This window comes from Paucibacter sp. KCTC 42545 (assembly GCF_001477625.1).
Classification (GTDB): domain Bacteria; phylum Pseudomonadota; class Gammaproteobacteria; order Burkholderiales; family Burkholderiaceae_C; genus Paucibacter_A.
The window spans coordinates 3,319,501-3,335,532 of sequence record NZ_CP013692.1; the positions used below are offsets into that span (position 1 = coordinate 3,319,501).

General features: G+C 64.1%; 15 protein-coding genes. 7 read left to right on the forward strand and 8 right to left on the reverse strand.

Annotated features, from left to right (window positions below; translation table 11 throughout):
- Window positions 1-196 precede the first annotated feature (196 nt).
- The 4 genes from AT984_RS14395 to AT984_RS14410 all read right to left on the reverse strand — a co-directional run bounded on the left by AT984_RS14395 (window position 197) and on the right by AT984_RS14410 (window position 4,746).
- Window positions 197-997, reverse strand: a complete 801-nt coding sequence (locus AT984_RS14395) for an enoyl-CoA hydratase/isomerase family protein (protein WP_058720683.1) — start codon at window positions 995-997, stop codon at window positions 197-199.
- 84 nt (window positions 998-1,081) lie between these two features.
- A complete protein-coding gene (locus tag AT984_RS14400; RefSeq protein WP_058720684.1) occupies window positions 1,082-2,227 on the reverse strand; it encodes an acyl-CoA dehydrogenase family protein in 1,146 nt (381 codons plus the stop codon).
- Window positions 2,228-2,251: 24 nt separating this feature from the next.
- Complete coding sequence (locus AT984_RS14405; RefSeq protein ID WP_058720685.1) at window positions 2,252-3,862, reverse strand: acyl-CoA carboxylase subunit beta; 1,611 nt, start codon at window positions 3,860-3,862, stop codon at window positions 2,252-2,254.
- The gene (locus tag AT984_RS14410; RefSeq protein ID WP_058720686.1) at window positions 3,859-4,746 is read right to left on the reverse strand and encodes an SDR family oxidoreductase; all 888 of its coding nucleotides are present in this window, start codon (window positions 4,744-4,746) and stop codon (window positions 3,859-3,861) included. Before AT984_RS14410 ends, AT984_RS14405 begins: the two co-directional genes overlap by 4 nt.
- A gap of 146 nt (window positions 4,747-4,892) precedes the next feature.
- Between AT984_RS14410 and AT984_RS14415 the strand changes: the two genes are divergently transcribed.
- From AT984_RS14415 to AT984_RS14430, 4 genes are all read left to right on the forward strand, one after another.
- Window positions 4,893-5,192 (forward strand): SCP2 sterol-binding domain-containing protein, encoded by a 300-nt coding sequence (locus AT984_RS14415; protein ID WP_058720687.1) that lies wholly within the window; start codon window positions 4,893-4,895, stop codon window positions 5,190-5,192.
- Window positions 5,189-5,629: a MerR family transcriptional regulator gene (locus AT984_RS14420; protein ID WP_058720688.1), complete on the forward strand. Its 441-nt coding sequence runs from the start codon at window positions 5,189-5,191 to the stop codon at window positions 5,627-5,629. Before AT984_RS14415 ends, AT984_RS14420 begins: the two co-directional genes overlap by 4 nt.
- Window positions 5,630-5,798: 169 nt before the next feature.
- The gene (locus AT984_RS14425; protein WP_058722341.1) at window positions 5,799-6,485 is read left to right on the forward strand and encodes a heavy metal response regulator transcription factor; all 687 of its coding nucleotides are present in this window, start codon (window positions 5,799-5,801) and stop codon (window positions 6,483-6,485) included.
- Window positions 6,482-7,858, forward strand: coding sequence for a heavy metal sensor histidine kinase (locus AT984_RS14430; protein WP_058720689.1), 1,377 nt, complete (start codon window positions 6,482-6,484; stop codon window positions 7,856-7,858). Before AT984_RS14425 ends, AT984_RS14430 begins: the two co-directional genes overlap by 4 nt.
- A gap of 12 nt (window positions 7,859-7,870) precedes the next feature.
- On the opposite strand, the gene AT984_RS14435 is transcribed toward AT984_RS14430, so the two are convergent.
- From AT984_RS14435 to AT984_RS14450, 4 genes are all read right to left on the reverse strand, one after another.
- Window positions 7,871-8,218: a CzcE family metal-binding protein gene (locus AT984_RS14435; protein WP_058720690.1), complete on the reverse strand. Its 348-nt coding sequence runs from the start codon at window positions 8,216-8,218 to the stop codon at window positions 7,871-7,873.
- Between the two features lie 304 nt (window positions 8,219-8,522).
- Complete coding sequence (locus AT984_RS14440; protein WP_058720691.1) at window positions 8,523-9,212, reverse strand: PEP-CTERM sorting domain-containing protein; 690 nt, start codon at window positions 9,210-9,212, stop codon at window positions 8,523-8,525.
- A 56-nt stretch (window positions 9,213-9,268) separates the two neighbouring features.
- Window positions 9,269-11,485 (reverse strand): phosphocholine-specific phospholipase C, encoded by a 2,217-nt coding sequence (locus AT984_RS14445; protein WP_058720692.1) that lies wholly within the window; start codon window positions 11,483-11,485, stop codon window positions 9,269-9,271.
- A gap of 32 nt (window positions 11,486-11,517) precedes the next feature.
- On the reverse strand, window positions 11,518-12,099 hold the full coding sequence (locus AT984_RS14450) for a PEP-CTERM sorting domain-containing protein (RefSeq protein WP_156422039.1): 582 nt from the start codon (window positions 12,097-12,099) through the stop codon (window positions 11,518-11,520).
- Between the two features lie 695 nt (window positions 12,100-12,794).
- Between AT984_RS14450 and AT984_RS14455 the strand changes: the two genes are divergently transcribed.
- From AT984_RS14455 to miaB, 3 genes are all read left to right on the forward strand, one after another.
- On the forward strand, window positions 12,795-13,973 hold the full coding sequence (locus tag AT984_RS14455; RefSeq protein WP_197418108.1) for a DUF2325 domain-containing protein: 1,179 nt from the start codon (window positions 12,795-12,797) through the stop codon (window positions 13,971-13,973).
- 196 nt (window positions 13,974-14,169) lie between these two features.
- Window positions 14,170-14,553, forward strand: a complete 384-nt coding sequence (locus tag AT984_RS14460; protein WP_058720695.1) for a hypothetical protein — start codon at window positions 14,170-14,172, stop codon at window positions 14,551-14,553.
- 114 nt (window positions 14,554-14,667) lie between these two features.
- Entirely contained in the window at window positions 14,668-16,032 is a 1,365-nt protein-coding gene (gene miaB, locus AT984_RS14465; protein ID WP_058720696.1) for a tRNA (N6-isopentenyl adenosine(37)-C2)-methylthiotransferase MiaB, read from the forward strand.

Here is a 16,032-nt window from a genome sequence, read left to right on the forward strand (position 1 = left end):
GCCCCCCCGCGCCTGCGGCGCGACCGCCGCGGTTGGCGACAAGAATTTTGCTAAACATGGCTGCTCCGCGGCTCAATCGCCGCCCGCTGCGCGAGCCAGGCGATTTGGTGTTTGCTCACATGCTGCGCATATGAGCGCACCCCCGCGCCTGCGGCGCGACCGCCACGATTGGCAATGAGTATCTTGCTGAAGCTGCTCATAACGGTGCCCATGCCGGCTTGCGTTGTTCGAGAAAGGCGCTCACCCCTTCCATGCCCTCGGGGCCTAGAGCGGCTTTGGTGAAAGCCTCTGCCGCCTCATCCACCAGGCTGGCCGGGGCATGCAAGCGCGCCCTGGCCATCAAGGCCTTGGTGGCCGCAAGTGCACCGGGTGCACAGCGCAGGATTTCGCTCAACACACGCTGCAGGGCCGCGTCCAGGTCAGCGCCCACGTGCAGCTCATGCACCAGGCCCAAGGCCAAGGCCTGGCGAGCGTCCAGCTTGCCGCCGGTGACGGCCAGGCGCCGCGCCTGCGAGTAGCCCAGGCGCTCCACCAAGAATGGGGCAATCTGTGCCGGCACCACGCCCAGCGAGGTCTCGGGCAAGCGCAGGCTCGCCGTCTCGCCCGCCAGCACCACATCGGCAACGCAGGCCAGGCCCAAGCCACCGCCCATCACCACACCTTCCAGCACCACCACGATGGCCAGCTTGCTGGCCGCAAAAGCGCCGCAGAGGTGGCCGAAGGCGGCGTTCATCTCGGCCAGCACGCGCGGGCCCTCGTCGGCCAGGCGCATACGCGCAGCGGCCATGTCCTTGAGGTCGCCGCCGGCGCAGAAATGCCCGCCGGCACCGCGCAGCACGATCACGCGTACCGAGGCATCCGCCTCGGCCGCCGCCAGCGCGGCACGCAGCTCGGCCACCATGGCGATCGACAGCGCATTGCGCAACTCAGGCCGGTTGAGCGTGAGGTGCAGCACGCCGCCCTCTCGCCGCAGCAGAACAGTTTTCGGTTCACTCATACGAGAACGTCCTTACACCAAAGGGGACAGCCCGTCGCAGGCCACGAGCCCATGGCCTTGGCGCCCGACGCGCGTAGGGGTGGGTCATTTCGGCAGCGTGCCTTCGAGTTTGCAGATGATGGACAGCATCACCTCATCAGCGCCGCCGCCGATGGAGACCAGGCGCCCATCGCGGAAGGACTGGCTGATGGGGTTGTCCCAGGTGAAGCCCATGCCGCCCCAGTACTGCAAACAGGAATCGGACACCTCGCGAATCAGCCGGCCGCATTTGAGCTTGGCCATGGAGGCCAGCTTGGTGACGTCTTTGCCACTCACATACTGATCCACCGCCGTATAGGTGAGTGCACGCAGCGCCTCCACCTCGGTGCGCAACTCGGCCAGGCGGAAATGCACCACCTGGTTGTCGAGGATGGACTTGCCAAAGGCCTTGCGCTCGCGGGTGTAGCCGATGGTCAGGTCAATCAAGCGGTCCAGGTTCTTCAGCGAGCTGGCCGCGCCCCAGAGCCGCTCCTCCTGGAACTGCATCATCTGGAACACAAAGCCCATGCCCTCCTGCCCGATCAGATTGCGCTGCGGCACGCGCACGTTGTCGAAGAAGAGCTGAGCGGTGTCGGACGCATCCATGCCGATCTTGTGGATCTTCTGGCGCGTGATGCCGGGCGTGTCCATGGGCACGATGATCAGGCTCTTGTTCTTGTGCACCGAGCCTTCACTGGTGTTGGCCAGCAGGCAGCACCAGTCCGCTTGCATGGCGTTGGTGATCCACATCTTGCTGCCGTTGATCACATAGTCGCCGCCGTCCTTCTTGGCCGTGGTCTTGATGGCGGCCACGTCCGAGCCGCCGCCGGCCTCGGAGACGCCCAAGCAACCGACCACATCACCGGCGATGGAGGGCGCCAGGAACTCGCGCCTGAGTTCGTCCGAACCAAAGCGCGCCAGCGCCGGCGTACACATATCGGTGTGCACGCCAATGCCCATGGGCACGCCGGCGCAGGCGCAGGTGCCCAGGGCCTCGGCCATCACCATGGAGTAGCTGAAGTCCAGGCCCGCGCCGCCGTACTCCTCGGGGTATTTCAGGCCCAGCAAGCCCAGATTGCCGAGCTTTTTGAAGACCTCGTGGGCCGGGAACTGCTCGGCCTTCTCCCACTCGGGCACATAGGGGTTGAGCTCTTTTTCGACAAACTTGGCCACGGTGTCGTAGAGGGCTCGGTGTTCAGCGGTGAGTTGCATCACGGGTCTCCTGGTGTTGTGTTGTCAGAAGCGGGCCACGCCGAAAGCGTTGGGCCTGAGGCTGTGGGCCTCGGCCTCGCGCGCCAGCGCCAGGCCGAGAGCCAACACGCTGCGCGTTTCGCGCGGGTCGATCACGCCGTCGTCCCACAAGCGTGCGGTGCCGAAGAGCACGCTGGATTCGCGCTCGATGCGCTGGCGCAGCTGCTCGCTCATCGCGGCCAGGGCTTCGTCGTTGACGGGTGCGCCCATGCGTTCGAGCTTGGCTCGGTTGATGATGTCCATCACCTTGGCCGCCTGGGCGCCGCCCATCACCGAGGTGCGCGCGCTGGGCCAGCTGAAGATGAAGCGCGGATCAAAACCGCGCCCGCACATACCGTAGTTGCCCGCGCCAAAGCTGCCACCCAGCACGATGGTGAACTTAGGCACGCGCGCATTCGCCACCGCCTGAATCATCTTGGAACCGTGCTTGATGGCGCCCTGGCGCTCTGCCTCGCGGCCGACCATATAGCCGGTGGTGTTCTGCAAAAACACCAGCGGCGTGCCGCTCTGGTCGCAGAGCTGGATGAACTGCGCGGCCTTGGTCGAGCCCTGCGGCTGGATCGGGCCGTTATTGGCCAGAATGCCGACCAGCTGGCCCTCGATGCGGGCGTGTCCGCACAAGGTCTCGCTCGCATAAGAGGCCTTGAACTCGAGGAAGTCCGAGCCATCGACGATGCGCGCGATCACCTCGCGGGCGTCGTAGGGTTCGCGCTCGTCGGCGGGCACCACGCCCAGCAACTCCTCGGCGTCATAGAGCGGCGGCTGACTGGGGGGCTGGGCCTTCACCCCGGGCCAGTTCAGCTTGTCCACCAGCTCGCGCGTCAGCGCCAGCGCATGGGCATCGTTCTCGGTGAGGTATTCGCCCAAACCGGTAACGCTGGCATGCAGCTCGCTGCCGCCAAGCTCTTCGTCCGTCGCGTCCTCGCCGATGGCGGCCTTCACCAGCGGCGGGCCGGCCAGGTAAATGCTGGAGCGATCGCGCACCAAGACCACATAGTCCGACAGGCCCGGCAGATAGGCGCCGCCCGCGGTGGACGAACCATGCACCACCGCGATCTGCGGAATGCCGGCGGCCGAGAGTCGCGCCTGGTTGGCGAAGCTGCGCCCACCCTCCACGAACATCTCGCTCTGGTACATCAAATTGGCGCCACCGCTCTCCACCAGATAGATCAGCGGAAGCTTGTTCTCGCGCGCAATCTCCTGGGCACGCAAGGCCTTTTTCAGACCCATGGGCGCGATGGTGCCGCCCTTGATGGCGCTGTCGCTGGCCGAGATCAGCACCCGCTTGCCGGCCACCACCCCAATGCCAGCGATGGAGCCGCCGCCCAGCACGGCCTTCTTGCCGTCATCGTCGTGCATGCTGAGGCCGGCCAGGGACGAGAGTTCCAAAAAGCCCGAGCCACGGTCCAACAAGCGCGCCACCCGCTCGCGCGGCAGAAGCTGGCCGCGCGCCTCGAACTTTTCGCGCTTGGACTCCGACTCCGCCACCACCTTGGCCTCCAGCGCGCGCAGCTCGGCCAGTTTGGCGCTCATGGCCTCGGCATTCGCGGCAAAGGCCTTGGCCTTGGGGTTCAGGCGGCTGACAAGCGTGCTCACTTCAGCACCTCCGGCGTGGCAGCGCGGTGAAAGCCATTGAAGGGCGCCGTGCCGGCATGGTCGATATTCGGGAACATGGGGTTGCCCAGCGAGGCGGCGCCATCGATCTGCAAGGTCACGCCGGTGATGAAGGCCGCCGCGGGCGAGAGCAGGAAGACGATGGCGGCCGAGACCTCGGCCTCGCTGGCCAGGCGGCGCAGCGGCACATGGCTTTTAAGCTGACGGATCAAGGGCTGGATGGCGGGGCCATAACTATCCATACCGCTGGACGCCACCCAACCGGGGGCTACCGCATTCACACGCACACCGGCATGGGCCCACTCGAAAGCCGCGCTCATGGTCAGGTTGCTCATGCCCGCACGCGCCGCGCCGCTGTGCGCCATGCCGGGCATGCCATTGCGAAAGTCCGCCGTCATATTGACGATGGCGCCGCCGTGCTGCTGCAGGCTCTGGTTGAAGAGCTCGCGCATCATCAAAAAGCCACCGGTGAGGTTGTTAGCCACCACCGCATCGAAGCCGCGCTTGGAAATGGCCATGAGCGGGGCCGGGAACTGGCCGCCCGCGTTATTCACCAGGCCGGTGACGGCGCCATGCTCGGCCAGCACCGCGGCGATATTGGCCTTCACGGCCTCTTCCTCGCGTATATCGAAGGCGCGCCAGTCGCATTGACCGCCGTCTTCCCGTATCTCCGCCGCCACGCGCTCGAGCTTGTCGGCACTGCGCCCGGAGAGGATCACCTTGGCGCCCAGCGCCGCCAGCTCATGCGCGGTGCATCGGCCTATGCCCGAGCCGGCGCCTGTCACCCAGATGCAGCGCCCGCTGAACAAGCCCGGACGAAAGACACTGTCATAGCGCGCCACTGTTGCGCTGCTTGCTTGATTCATGCCGCCTCCATTACGCGAATGATCGATAGCTTCCCTTAACGTCATGCATCTTTCATATCGGTGAATACCATCATTAAAAGGGAAGGCATTGGCCCTAGCATGCGAACATCCCTTATTTCTATTTCCTACTGCTGGAGTGTTGAACCATGGATCTGCAAGCGATTACCGAAGCCCTGCGCGGCAAAGTAGGTTCAGAAAGCGGACTCGACGCCATCCTCAAATTCGATATGGGCGCCGATGGCTTGGCCGTGATCGATGGCAAGAACATCCCCAATAGCGTTAGCAACGAGGACCGCGAGGCCGACTGCACCGTGGCCATCACGCGTGAGAACCTGATCGCCCTGCTCAGCGGTGAGCTCAATCCCATGAACGCCTTCATGATGGGCAAGATCAAGGTCAGCGGCGATATGGGCGTGGCCATGAAACTGCAGCGCGTGGTGGGATGAGTAGCCATGCGAACGCCGCCGCGCGGGAAATGCTGGAGAGCAGCAATAGCGCGCCGCAGGAGCAGCTCTACGGCATCACCCAGCTGTGCGATGAGTTTGAGCTGACGCCGCGGGCGATACGCTTTTACGAAGACAAGGGCCTGCTGGCGCCACGGCGCGTCAACGGGGCGCGGGTCTACACCCAGCGCGACCGGGCGCGGCTGAAGATCATTCAGCGCGCCAAGGCCATTGGCTCCTCGCTCGAAGAAATCAGGCATTACCTGGATCTTTACGGCTCGCATGGCGAGGGCCGCGCCAAGCAACTGCAGTGGACGCTGGAACGCACCGACGTGGCCATTGCGGAGCTGGAGCTCAAGCGCGCACACATCGACGCCACCCTGGCCGAGCTGCGCCTGATCAACGAGACCGTGCGCGGCCAACTCGCGGCCAAAAAGTAGCCGCCGCTCCGCACCCCTGGACCCGGACGCACGACAGCTGCCGGGCATTTCACGGCACAAGCCGCCCATCTAGGGCGCACTACTCAAGAGCGCCCTAGATTGCCGTCGCCCGCCCGTGGATGACAAATTCGTCATCTTGGGCTTGCACCTCAGCCGCAACAATAGCGGCATGAAACTTTTGGTGATCGAGGACGAGCTCAAGCTGGCCGAGTACCTGCGCAAGGGCTTGAGTGAGGAAGGCTATGTGGTCGACCTGGCCCACAACGGCATAGACGGCTTGCATCTCGCCAGCACCGGTGACTACGACTTGCTGGTTCTGGACGGCATGTTGCCCGGCATCGACGGCTTGGCCGTGCTCACGGCCTTGCGGCAAAGCAAACAAACACCGGTGCTGATGTTGACGGCACGCGTGCAGGTGGAGGACCGCGTCAAGGGCTTGCAGAGTGGCGCGGATGACTATCTCCTCAAGCCCTTCGCTTTCTCCGAACTGGTTGCCCGCATCCAGGTGCTGCTGCGGCGAGCCAATCCGGTACGCACGGACGCAGAGCCCATCCAGCTGCGGCTGGGCGAGTTGGACGTCGACCTGATCCGGCGCAAAGCCACGCGCGCCGGGCAACGACTGGATCTGACCGTGAAGGAGTTCAATCTGCTCAGCCTGATGCTGCGCCGCCAAGGCGAGGTCATCTCCCGCACCGAACTGGCCGAGCAGGTATGGGATATGCACTTTGACAGCGAGACCAATGTGGTCGAAGTGGCCGTGCGCCGGCTGCGCAGCAAGCTGGACCTGCCGTTTGAGCGCCCGCTGCTGCATACTGTGCGCGGCATGGGTTATGTGCTGGAGATGCGTGACACATGAGGGCCGGACTGTCCGCCCCGGCTTTGCGGCAACGCCTGTCGCGCTGGCTTGCCCTGCAAACCCTGATCGGGCTTGGCCTGGTCTGCAGTGCGGTCTACCTGGTCACCGCAACAACCCTCAGCAACCGCCAGAACGAAACCCTGGACCAAAAAGCCGCCATGGTCCAGCACTTGCTCAGCGAGGGCCGCGCGCAGCTTGATGACCCCGGCTTGCAGCATCAGCTCACCGACTTTTTGGCCGGGCACGAAGAGCTGACGCTCAAGCTGCAAGCGCCGGGCGGTCAATCGATCTACACCTCCTCGCCGCCTCGCGCGCTGGTGGGCGCGGTCAAACAGCGCCATTTCGAAGTGCTCGCCACCTCTATTGCCAGCGAGCCCCTTCGTGCGGAATTGAGCCTGGGCACGCAAGCGGATGACACCTTGCTGCGGCAACTGGCACTGACTTTGGCCGCCGCGGCCATCATCGGTGCCGCCGCGGTTTCCTTGGGCTGCTACTACTTGGTGAGCTTAGGTCTAGCGCCTTTGCGCCAGCTGGTGGACCAGACCCGGCAGCTGTCGGCCAGCCAGCTCGACAAGCGCCTGGACGGCTCAGCCCAGCCGCGCGAACTGCAGGCGCTGATCGAACAATTCAACGCCCTGCTGGAGCGGCTTGATCAGGCCTATCACCGGATGGAAGGCTTCAACGCCGACGTCGCGCATGAGCTGAACACCCCTTTGGCCACACTCATCAGCAGCAGCGAACTGGCACTTCGAAAGTCCCGCAGCGCTGACGAGTTGCGCGAGGTCTTGGCAACCAATCTTGACGACTTGCAGCGCATTGCCGGCATCGTCAAAGACATGCTCTTTTTGTCTCAGGCCGATCGCGGCGCCAGCGCTCGCCGCACGCCTGTTCACAGCCTGGCCGCCCTCGCCAGCGATGTGGTCGAATTTCATGAGCCCGCCATGCAGGAGGCATCTCTCAGCGCCGAGGTCATCGGCGATGCCTCCGGCTTGTTCGACGCCGGCCTGCTGCGCCGGGCGCTGTCCAATCTGCTGGGCAACGCCACCCGCTATGCCAAGCCGGGCAGCGCCGTGCGGGTTGAGATTGAGTCCGATGACCCGGGCCATGTGCTCAAGATCGCCGTCGTCAACCAAGGCGACGGCATCGCCGGCGCCCATCTGCCGCGGCTATTCGACCGCTTCTACCGAGCCGACCCCGCGCGCGCCAACGCCGATTTGAACCATGGCCTGGGCCTGTCCATCGTGGCAGCCATTGCCCGCATGCACGGTGGTGAGCCTTTCGCTGATTCAAAGGGCGGCGTGACGCGCATCGGCATTTCACTGCCGGCGAAGTCGCCGCGCCCGCAAGCCGCGGGGAGCGCGCTCCCCGCCTAGCCACCCTGGGCCTTAGTTGCGCTCACCCTCGTTGCGCTCCACATAGACCTTGATGCCAGCGCCAGCGAAACCCGCGGGCGCGATGGCAGCCAAGTCAACGGCCGCATGGCCGACGCTGTCGAACTTCCAGGTGAAGGATTTATCACCATTGCGGAAGCTGACGACCTCGCCGCATTTGAGATTGATTTGTTGCGCCGCCTTCGTCACATCGATGACTTTGCTTGCCGCAGTCGCCTGTGCAGGCACGCCGTAAACCGAGTTGCCGTTGAGCAAGGTGGCGCTCGTTGCGGCCAAGGCGGCTTGAGCCGTCAGGGCAATGCCAGCAAAAAGAACAGCGGCTTTCAAGGTCTGGAACTTCATACAAATCTCTCCTGTTGCAAGACGCGGCTTGTGCCAAATGCGCAAGCGCTTTTGATGCGTCCCAGGAGTACTTTATGAAGCGGGCCTCGACAGAATGCCGTCGGCGGGATGACTGTTTTGTCATCTGCGTGGCGCCATTTTTTGCGCGCTCACGGGCGCTTCAACAGCAGGCACTATCAGCAAGTCACACCCGCCCCGGGGCGGGCGAAGCGAAAAACCCTCCACGTAAGCCATGTACGTGAAGGGTTCGAGCATCCGAGCCACGACGCATCGCGGCTGCGTTGATAGGATTTCTTGCCCGCGGTCAGGCCTTGCGGCGGCGCGCAGCAGCGCCCAGGAAGCCCAGGCCCAGCGCCATCAAGGCATAGGTTTGGGGCTCAGGCACGGCGGCCACATTGGTCAGCGAGAAGACCAGGTTGTCGGCATAGCCGTCGTTGTCACTGGAATTCAAGCGCTCCATGGTCAGATCGAACTTGATCTGCGCGGTGCCGACCGGCACAAAGCCCTTGAGTTGACGGAACAGCAGACCGGTCTGGTTGCCACGGTCGGCAGGGGTGACTGGGCCCAGGGTGATGTTGCTGATGTCGGCATTGGCCGCGTCGATGAAAGTCACCAGCAACTGGGCGTTATCGCCTTGGCTAGTCCAGCCGCCCAGATAGCCATTCAGGTCGAAGGCAACCTTGCCAGTGGCGATGTTGGCACTCAGATCGCTGACGTTGAGGGTTTGGAAGCCGGCCGAGAAAGCCGAGCTTTCACCGGCAAACATCTTGGCGCCGCGGTTGACCGGACCGGGCTCGCTGGGCCGCACCCAGTTGCTGCCGTAGTCGACCGACTGGAACAGGTCGGTGCCCTCGTAAGCGGTCCAACCGGTCGCGCCGGCTTCGGCGTCGCCATTGATGATCAGATTGCTGCCGAAGCTGGTGGCGTGAGCGGCCAGGCTGGCGGCCAACAGGGTCAGGGCGGCGGCGCCGCGAATCAGGGTCTTGCTCGTCATGATGAAAATTCTCCGCAAATCAATCAATGTGAATAGGTGAACGCTGCAACTGGAACTCAGACCGGCAGGCGGTACTGGTTCAGCTGGGCCGGGCCTTCCATGGCCGGGTCGGTGATCGAGGGTTCGCCGGTTTCCAGGTGGCCCGCAAAGCGGCGGCTGTAGTCGGCCTGGCCGACCACGCGCACGCTGAAGTCGTACCAATAGGCGCTGTCCTTCAGCGGCAGGCGCACGGTGATGCTTGCATGTGGCGCCAGCTTGACCGTTTGCGGCTCCACCGCGTAGTACTTATTGGCCACCAAGGTCATGCTGCAGGCGAAGCTGCCGGCGTTGCTCAACTCGATGATGAGCTCGCCGTTGACGGCGTCCGGCGTCACATGCACTTCGGGGTTAGGCTGGGCGGCCGCGGCGACGCGGCGCGCATTGCCGGTGAAGTGGCGGTGGTAGCCGTTCGGGCCCAAGACCCACAGGTCATAAGCACCGCTCGTGCTGGGCTGCCAGGTGCCGACCAGCCGCTTGCCGGCTTCCACCGTGTAGCGGCGGGGCAGCGCGGCCAGGTTCAGGCGGTCATAGACGTGAAAGACCGCTGCAGGCGCCTCGGTCACGCCGGTGTGGGCGAATTGCAGCTCGATGCGGCTGGAGCCGACACGACCTGGGTTCACCTTGACGGCTGCGGTGGTGTGCAGCTCATAAGCCAAGGCGCGCGCCGGACGCGGGCCGCTCATTTGCACCGGGGCTTGCAGGCCGCTGGGTGTGGGCGGGGTGGTGGTGCCGGGCAAAGCACGGGCGCGGGTGGCCAGCTCCAGCGTCTTGGGCAGCTTGTCGAAGAAGGCTGCATCGTTGGGGTCGCGGAAGTTGAAGGCCGAAGTCATGTCTCCGGCCACGGCGCGGCGCCAGCCGCTGATGTTGGGCTCCATCACGCCAAAACGCTTTTCGATGAACTGGATCACCGAGGTGTGGTCGGCGACTTCGGAGTTGACCCAGCCGCCCTTGCTCCAGGGCGAGATCACGTACATGGGCACGCGTGGGCCAAAGCCATAGGGCTTGTGCTGGTGGGTGGCCGGCGTGCCGTTGAGGATGTGGTGGTACTCACCGGCGGTGTCGGCGGTGGAAGCACCGGCCAGCTCGGCCTTGGCTGGATCAGCGTCCCAAGTCACATAGCTGGGCGCGGCCGGCGGCGGCATGTGGTCGAAGAAGCCATCGTTCTCGTCGAAGTTGATGAACAGAACCGTCTTGCTCCAGACCTCGGGGTTGGCGGTCAATGCGTCCAGCACCTTGGCGGTGTAGTCGGCACCTTGAGCCGGGCTGGAGGGGCCGGGGTGCTCGGAGCCTTCGGCGGTGGCGACGATCCAGCTGACTTGCGGCAGCTTGTTGGCCAACACGTCTTCGCGCAGCTTGTCCAGATCACGGGTATTGATGCCGCGCTCGGCCAGCTCGGCCGAGTAGCCGGGGCGCTTGTAGAAGGCGTCGCGGAAGGGGCGGAAGCCGAACAGTGCGTTGTCGGTGAAGTTGTCGTTCAGGTTTTGGTAGACCTGCCAAGTGATGCCGGCGGCTTGCAGGCGCTCGGGATAAGTGGTCCAGGTGTAGTCGTCCAGCGGGTTCTCGTTGAACCACTCATGGCTGTTGTCGGTCGAAGGGCCGTTGCCCAAGCGCTGGCCGTCATTGGTGCCGGTCCAGACAAATAGGCGGTTGGTGTTGGTGCCGGTCTGGGTAGCGCAGTGGTAGTGGTCACAGATCGTGAAGGCATTGGCCATCGCGAACTGGAAGGGCATATCGCTTTCCTTGAAGTGCCCCATCGAATGGTTTTGCTTGGCCTTGGGCCAGGCGTTCATGCGGCCTTGGTCCCAGGCGGCTTGCGCATCGGCCCAAGAGTGCGGCGTGCCCGAGACACGCATGAAGGCAAAGTTCTGCGCGGTGTTCAGATGGAAAGGTGCAATGGCAGCTGGGCCGGTGGCTGGACGGCCGGGCACGGCGGTGACGGCATTGGGCTGCACCCAGACCGTGCGGCCAGTGATGCCGGTTTTGTCGGCCACGGGCACCGGGAAGGGATCGGCAAAGCCGCGAACGCCATTCAGCGTGCCGAAATAATGGTCGAAAGAGCGGTTTTCCTGGGTCAGCACGACGATGTGCTCGACGTCTTGGATAGTGCCGCTGCGGTTATTGGCCTGGATGGCCAGGGCGCGCTGAATGGCGGGCGGGAAGCTGGCCAGGGCGGCCGATGCGCCCGCAGCCGAGGCCACGGTGCGCAGAAAACCGCGACGATCTTGTTGCGTCATGATGAATGCTTTCGAAAGAGAGTGAGATGGACTCAGACCGAGGCCTTGCGCCGGGCCACGCGGGCAACGACCACCAGGCCGGCCAACAGCAAGGCATAGGTCTGCGGCTCGGGCACGGCTTGGGTGAAGCTGAAGTCGTCCATCACGAACTCGCCATGGTTCTGGCTCTTGATGCGCACCGCATCAATCTGGCCGGCATAGCCGCTGGCCAGGAAGGTCGGCGTGGCTGATGGGTCCAGCGTGGCGCTGGTGGCGACCACTTGGCCCTTCAGCAGCAGCTCAAAACTCAGCAAGGCGCCGCCCAGGCCGGCGAAGTAAGCACCGTCGAAACGCGCCGTTTGGCCCGATGTGCCGAAGCGGATCAGGCTGGCTGCGTCGCTGCCCTGAAAGTCATTGGTGATGCGGCCATCGCCGGATTTGGCGGTGTAAGGTGCAGCAGGGGTCGAGAAAGCGATCCAGCCAGCGGTGGACCAGTCGAGCCCGCCGTAATTGGCCGCGACGACGCCGTCAGGCAAATCGTCGAAATTCAAAACCGTCGCCATGGCGCTGGGCACTGTGGCAAGCACAGCGGCACCGATGGCGACCTTGCCCAAAGACAAAACATACTTCCTCATTCGACCCCCTTGTTTGTGAATTCTTCGCAATCTATTGAGAAATTAGGTCGCGGCGATGACGGCAGGGGTGCCGAACGGACTACGTCTACCGATCTGAACCGTGCCAATCCACCGTCGCGGCTGTCACGCGCATGCAGGGTGGCGAGACCTTCGCGGATCTGAACGCAGGCGGGCGCGATGGCGGCCAATTCAACGGCGGCATGGCCGGCGGTGTCGAGCTCTCAGGTGAATCACTTGCCGCCAATGCGGAGGCCGTCAACCACATTGCATTCGTGATTGAGTTGGAGCGGTGCCTTCATGACACCGAAGACTTTGCTAGCCGAGTTTGCTTGCGCCGGCGCGTCGTCGGCCGAGTTGCCCTTGAGCGAGTTGGGGTCCATCGCAGCCAAACACAAGCTTTCGAAGACTGCTGGCGCGCCTGCAGCCAACCCGCTCCGCTTGCCTTCCCGCGAAATCAACTCACATGCGAATGATTCTCATTTATGATTAACTCATTCGGGACCAGAGCCAGTAACAAAGGGGGAAGCAAGATCATGTGTGAGCACAAAGCCAAGGGGCTCAATGAACAGCCGGAGCCGTGGCAAGCCGCAAGGCTGACACACACCGCTGCAGCACTCGGTCGCAGCACCCTCTCGAGTTCGCCTCAACTGCCCACGGCAGCAAACAAAAGCGACGGTGGCTCCCGGCGGCGGCGCTTGTGGGATCTGCCCACGCAGGCGCTGTGCCCGGTGATTGGCGTTTGCCTGCCCATGGCCGTGCTGCGCCGCCGGGTCGACAAGCTGCTCGGCGGCGAAACGCGGCTGAATGACTACGAGCTGCACTGCGGCGCCATCAATGCCTGCGATGGCCGCTCACCCATTGCCGAGTTGCTGCAAGCCGAGTTGGAGCAGCGCTTTGTGCGCAGCATTCGCGCGGCCGCCGCACACAAGAGCACTCAGGCATTGAGCGAGGCATGGCAGGAGGCCTGCCAGGGCCAAGAAGTGGCGGGCGCCTTGTGGGCGACGCTGACCCATGCCCGCTGTGATGCCGGCCTGCAAGAACAGGTGCTGCGCGACATTCACATGCTGCAACACCAAGTCGGCAGCGCCAACCGCGCTGATCTGCAGCGACTGGAAGCGATGGAGGCCGAGAACCAGGTCCTCGGCCGCGAATTGGCTAGGGCCCAGGCCCGCAGCAGCAAATTGCTAGAAGAGCGCGCCACGGTGAACGCGCAACAAGCCGCCGAGCTGATGCGTTTGCGGGCGGAGTTGCTGGGCAGCTCTACCTTGCTCGCCAGCTTGCGCGATGAGCTGGCGCAGTTGGAAGCCGCCGTGCCAGGACTGCGCCAACGCCACGCTCAGGCCGATCAGATCCAACATCAATTCAGCCGCATCCAGGATCTGGAACGCGCCCTGCTGGCGAGCCAGCAACAGCTGGAACGCGAACGCCGCCGCAACGAGGAGGCGAAGGCCGCGCAAGGCGCTCAAGACACTCTGCAAGCGACGCCTGCGTGCCCAAACAGCAACAGCACATCGGGAGAAGCAGGCAGCACCACGCCACAGCTGGGCGAGCGCGCCATCCTCTGCGTGGGCGGCCGACGCGGCGTGATTCCCATCTATCGCCAATTGGTGGAACGCAGCGGCGGCCGCTTTTTGCATCACGACGGCGGCGAGGAAGACGCCTGCGCCAAGCTCGACGCCAGCCTGGCCGCCGCCGACCTGGTGATCTGCCAGACCGGCTGCATCAGCCATGACGCCTACTGGCGCGTCAAAGACCATTGCAAGCGCCACGGCAAACAATGCGTCTTCGTGGAAAAGCCCAGCACCAGCAGCCTGGCTAAAGCGCTGGCAAGCCTGGCGCCGGCGGCGAAGGAAGCGCAGGCCAGCTCAGACTGAATGCCGCACAGCCAGCTCGGCGGTGTTTTGTGCTCCAAGCGGCAGCACGCGGAGGCGCACGTCCGTTTGCGTACGCTTGCCCGGCTTGGCCGCTGAGCATTGATGCACAGCGCTGCGTTGATGGCTAAGGTCCGGGCACCGGGGGTAAATTACAATGGTGGGTTAATCCCATCAACGCAGCCCCTGGACAAATACCATGAACCGCTGTGCCATTGCCGCCCTGTTTGCGGCCGCCGCTGTGAGCCTATCGGCGCACGCGCAAACCCACCGCCCCTTCACGCCGCAAACCTTGCGCGGCGAACTGGTGGTGCAACAAAGCCCTGATGTCACGCTGAACGGCAAGGCGGCCCGCATGGCGCCCGGCGCGCGCCTGCGCAGCGATGCACACATGCTCTTGCCCCCCGGCAGCGTGGCAGGCCAGAAATTGACCGTGCATTACACGCTAGACCCCAATGGCTTGCTGATGGACGTCTGGGTGCTGAACTCGGCCGAATTGGCCAACAAGACCTGGCCGCGCACAGCGCAAGAGGCCGCCACCTGGGCTTTTGATCCCGCCACCCAGACCTGGCTCAAGCGCTGAGCCACTGATCCACGGCCATCGTGGCCACAGCGGCCACGTCAGCTGGCGCGCCCGAGCGCGCCCAAACAGCGCCCGCCAACAGCGCGCCCCCCACGCATCACACCCGAGCACCCCATGAGCACCAACACCCCCGCGACCAAAAAAGTCTTCATCAAAACCTTCGGCTGCCAGATGAACGAGTACGACTCGGGCAAGATGGCCGACGTCCTGGGCGCCGCGCAAGGCTATGAAAAGACCGACGATGTTGAGCAAGCCGACCTGATTCTGTTCAACACCTGCTCGGTGCGCGAAAAAGCGCAGGAGAAGGTGTTCAGCGACCTGGGCCGCGTCAAGCACCTGAAGGAAAAAGGCGTACTGATCGGCGTGGGCGGCTGTGTGGCCAGCCAAGAAGGTGCGGCCATCATCGAGCGCGCACCCTATGTGGACCTCGTCTTCGGCCCGCAAACCCTGCACCGCCTTCCCGCCATGATTGCCGCCCGCAGCGACCAGCGCCGGCCCCAAGTCGACATCACCTTCCCCGAGATCGAGAAGTTCGACCACCTGCCGCCCGCCAAGGTCGAAGGCGCCTCGGCTTTTGTGTCGATCATGGAAGGCTGCTCCAAGTACTGCAGCTACTGCGTCGTGCCCTACACGCGCGGCGAAGAGGTGTCGCGCCCCTTTGACGATGTGCTGACCGAGATCGCCGGCCTGGCCGACCAGGGCGTGATGGAAATCAACCTGCTGGGCCAGAACGTCAACGCCTATCGCGGCAAAATGGGCGGTACGAGCGAATTTGCCGATCTGGCCCTGCTGCTGGAATACGCGGCCGAAATTCCCGGCATCCAGCGTCTGCGCTTCACCACCAGCCACCCGAATGAATTCAGCCAACGCCTGATCGACGCCTACGCCAAGATCCCCGCGCTGGTGAATCATCTGCACCTGCCGGTTCAGCATGGCAGCGACCGCCTCTTGATGGCCATGAAACGCGGCTACACCGCGCTGGAGTTCAAGAGCACGATTCGCAAGCTGCGCGCCATCCGCCCCGACATCCGCATCGCCAGCGACTTCATCGTCGGCTTCCCCGGCGAGACGGAAGAAGATCACGCCAAGCTGATGAAGCTGGTGGACGATATCGGCTTCGACGCCTCCTTCAGCTTCATCTTTAGCCCGCGCCCCGGCACACCGGCCGCCGCGCTGGAGGATCTGACGCCGTATGAAGTCAAGGTCAAGCGCCTGCAGGAATTGCAAGCCGTGATCGAGGCCAACACCCTGGCCATCAGCCAGACCATGGTCGGCCAGACCCAGCGCATCCTCGTCACCGGCAATGCCCGCAAGGATGCATCCGAGCTGATGGGCCGCACCGAGTGCAACCGCATCGTCAACTTCAAGGGCCATGCGCGCCTGATGAATCAGCTGGTGGACGTGAAGATCACCCAGGCCTTCGCGCACTCCCTGCGCGCCGAAGTCTTGATCGCTGACGAGCAAACTGCCCTGGCCTAA

Bases quoted from the DNA above. Each gene is read 5' to 3' on its own strand.
- AT984_RS14395 (WP_058720683.1), bottom strand. From the start codon at position 997: ATGAGTGAACCGAAAACTGTTCTGCTGCGGCGAGAGGGCGGCGTGCTG.
- AT984_RS14460 (WP_058720695.1), top strand. From the start codon at position 14,170: ATGAACCGCTGTGCCATTGCCGCCCTGTTTGCGGCCGCCGCTGTGAGC.
- AT984_RS14410 (WP_058720686.1), bottom strand. From the start codon at position 4,746: ATGAATCAAGCAAGCAGCGCAACAGTGGCGCGCTATGACAGTGTCTTT.
- AT984_RS14450 (WP_156422039.1), bottom strand. From the start codon at position 12,099: ATGAGGAAGTATGTTTTGTCTTTGGGCAAGGTCGCCATCGGTGCCGCT.
- AT984_RS14425 (WP_058722341.1), top strand. From the start codon at position 5,799: ATGAAACTTTTGGTGATCGAGGACGAGCTCAAGCTGGCCGAGTACCTG.
- AT984_RS14430 (WP_058720689.1), top strand. From the start codon at position 6,482: ATGAGGGCCGGACTGTCCGCCCCGGCTTTGCGGCAACGCCTGTCGCGC.
- AT984_RS14400 (WP_058720684.1), bottom strand. From the start codon at position 2,227: ATGCAACTCACCGCTGAACACCGAGCCCTCTACGACACCGTGGCCAAG.
- AT984_RS14435 (WP_058720690.1), bottom strand. From the start codon at position 8,218: ATGAAGTTCCAGACCTTGAAAGCCGCTGTTCTTTTTGCTGGCATTGCC.
- miaB (WP_058720696.1), top strand. From the start codon at position 14,668: ATGAGCACCAACACCCCCGCGACCAAAAAAGTCTTCATCAAAACCTTC.
- AT984_RS14440 (WP_058720691.1), bottom strand. From the start codon at position 9,212: ATGACGAGCAAGACCCTGATTCGCGGCGCCGCCGCCCTGACCCTGTTG.
- AT984_RS14420 (WP_058720688.1), top strand. From the start codon at position 5,189: ATGAGTAGCCATGCGAACGCCGCCGCGCGGGAAATGCTGGAGAGCAGC.
- AT984_RS14445 (WP_058720692.1), bottom strand. From the start codon at position 11,485: ATGACGCAACAAGATCGTCGCGGTTTTCTGCGCACCGTGGCCTCGGCT.
- AT984_RS14415 (WP_058720687.1), top strand. From the start codon at position 4,893: ATGGATCTGCAAGCGATTACCGAAGCCCTGCGCGGCAAAGTAGGTTCA.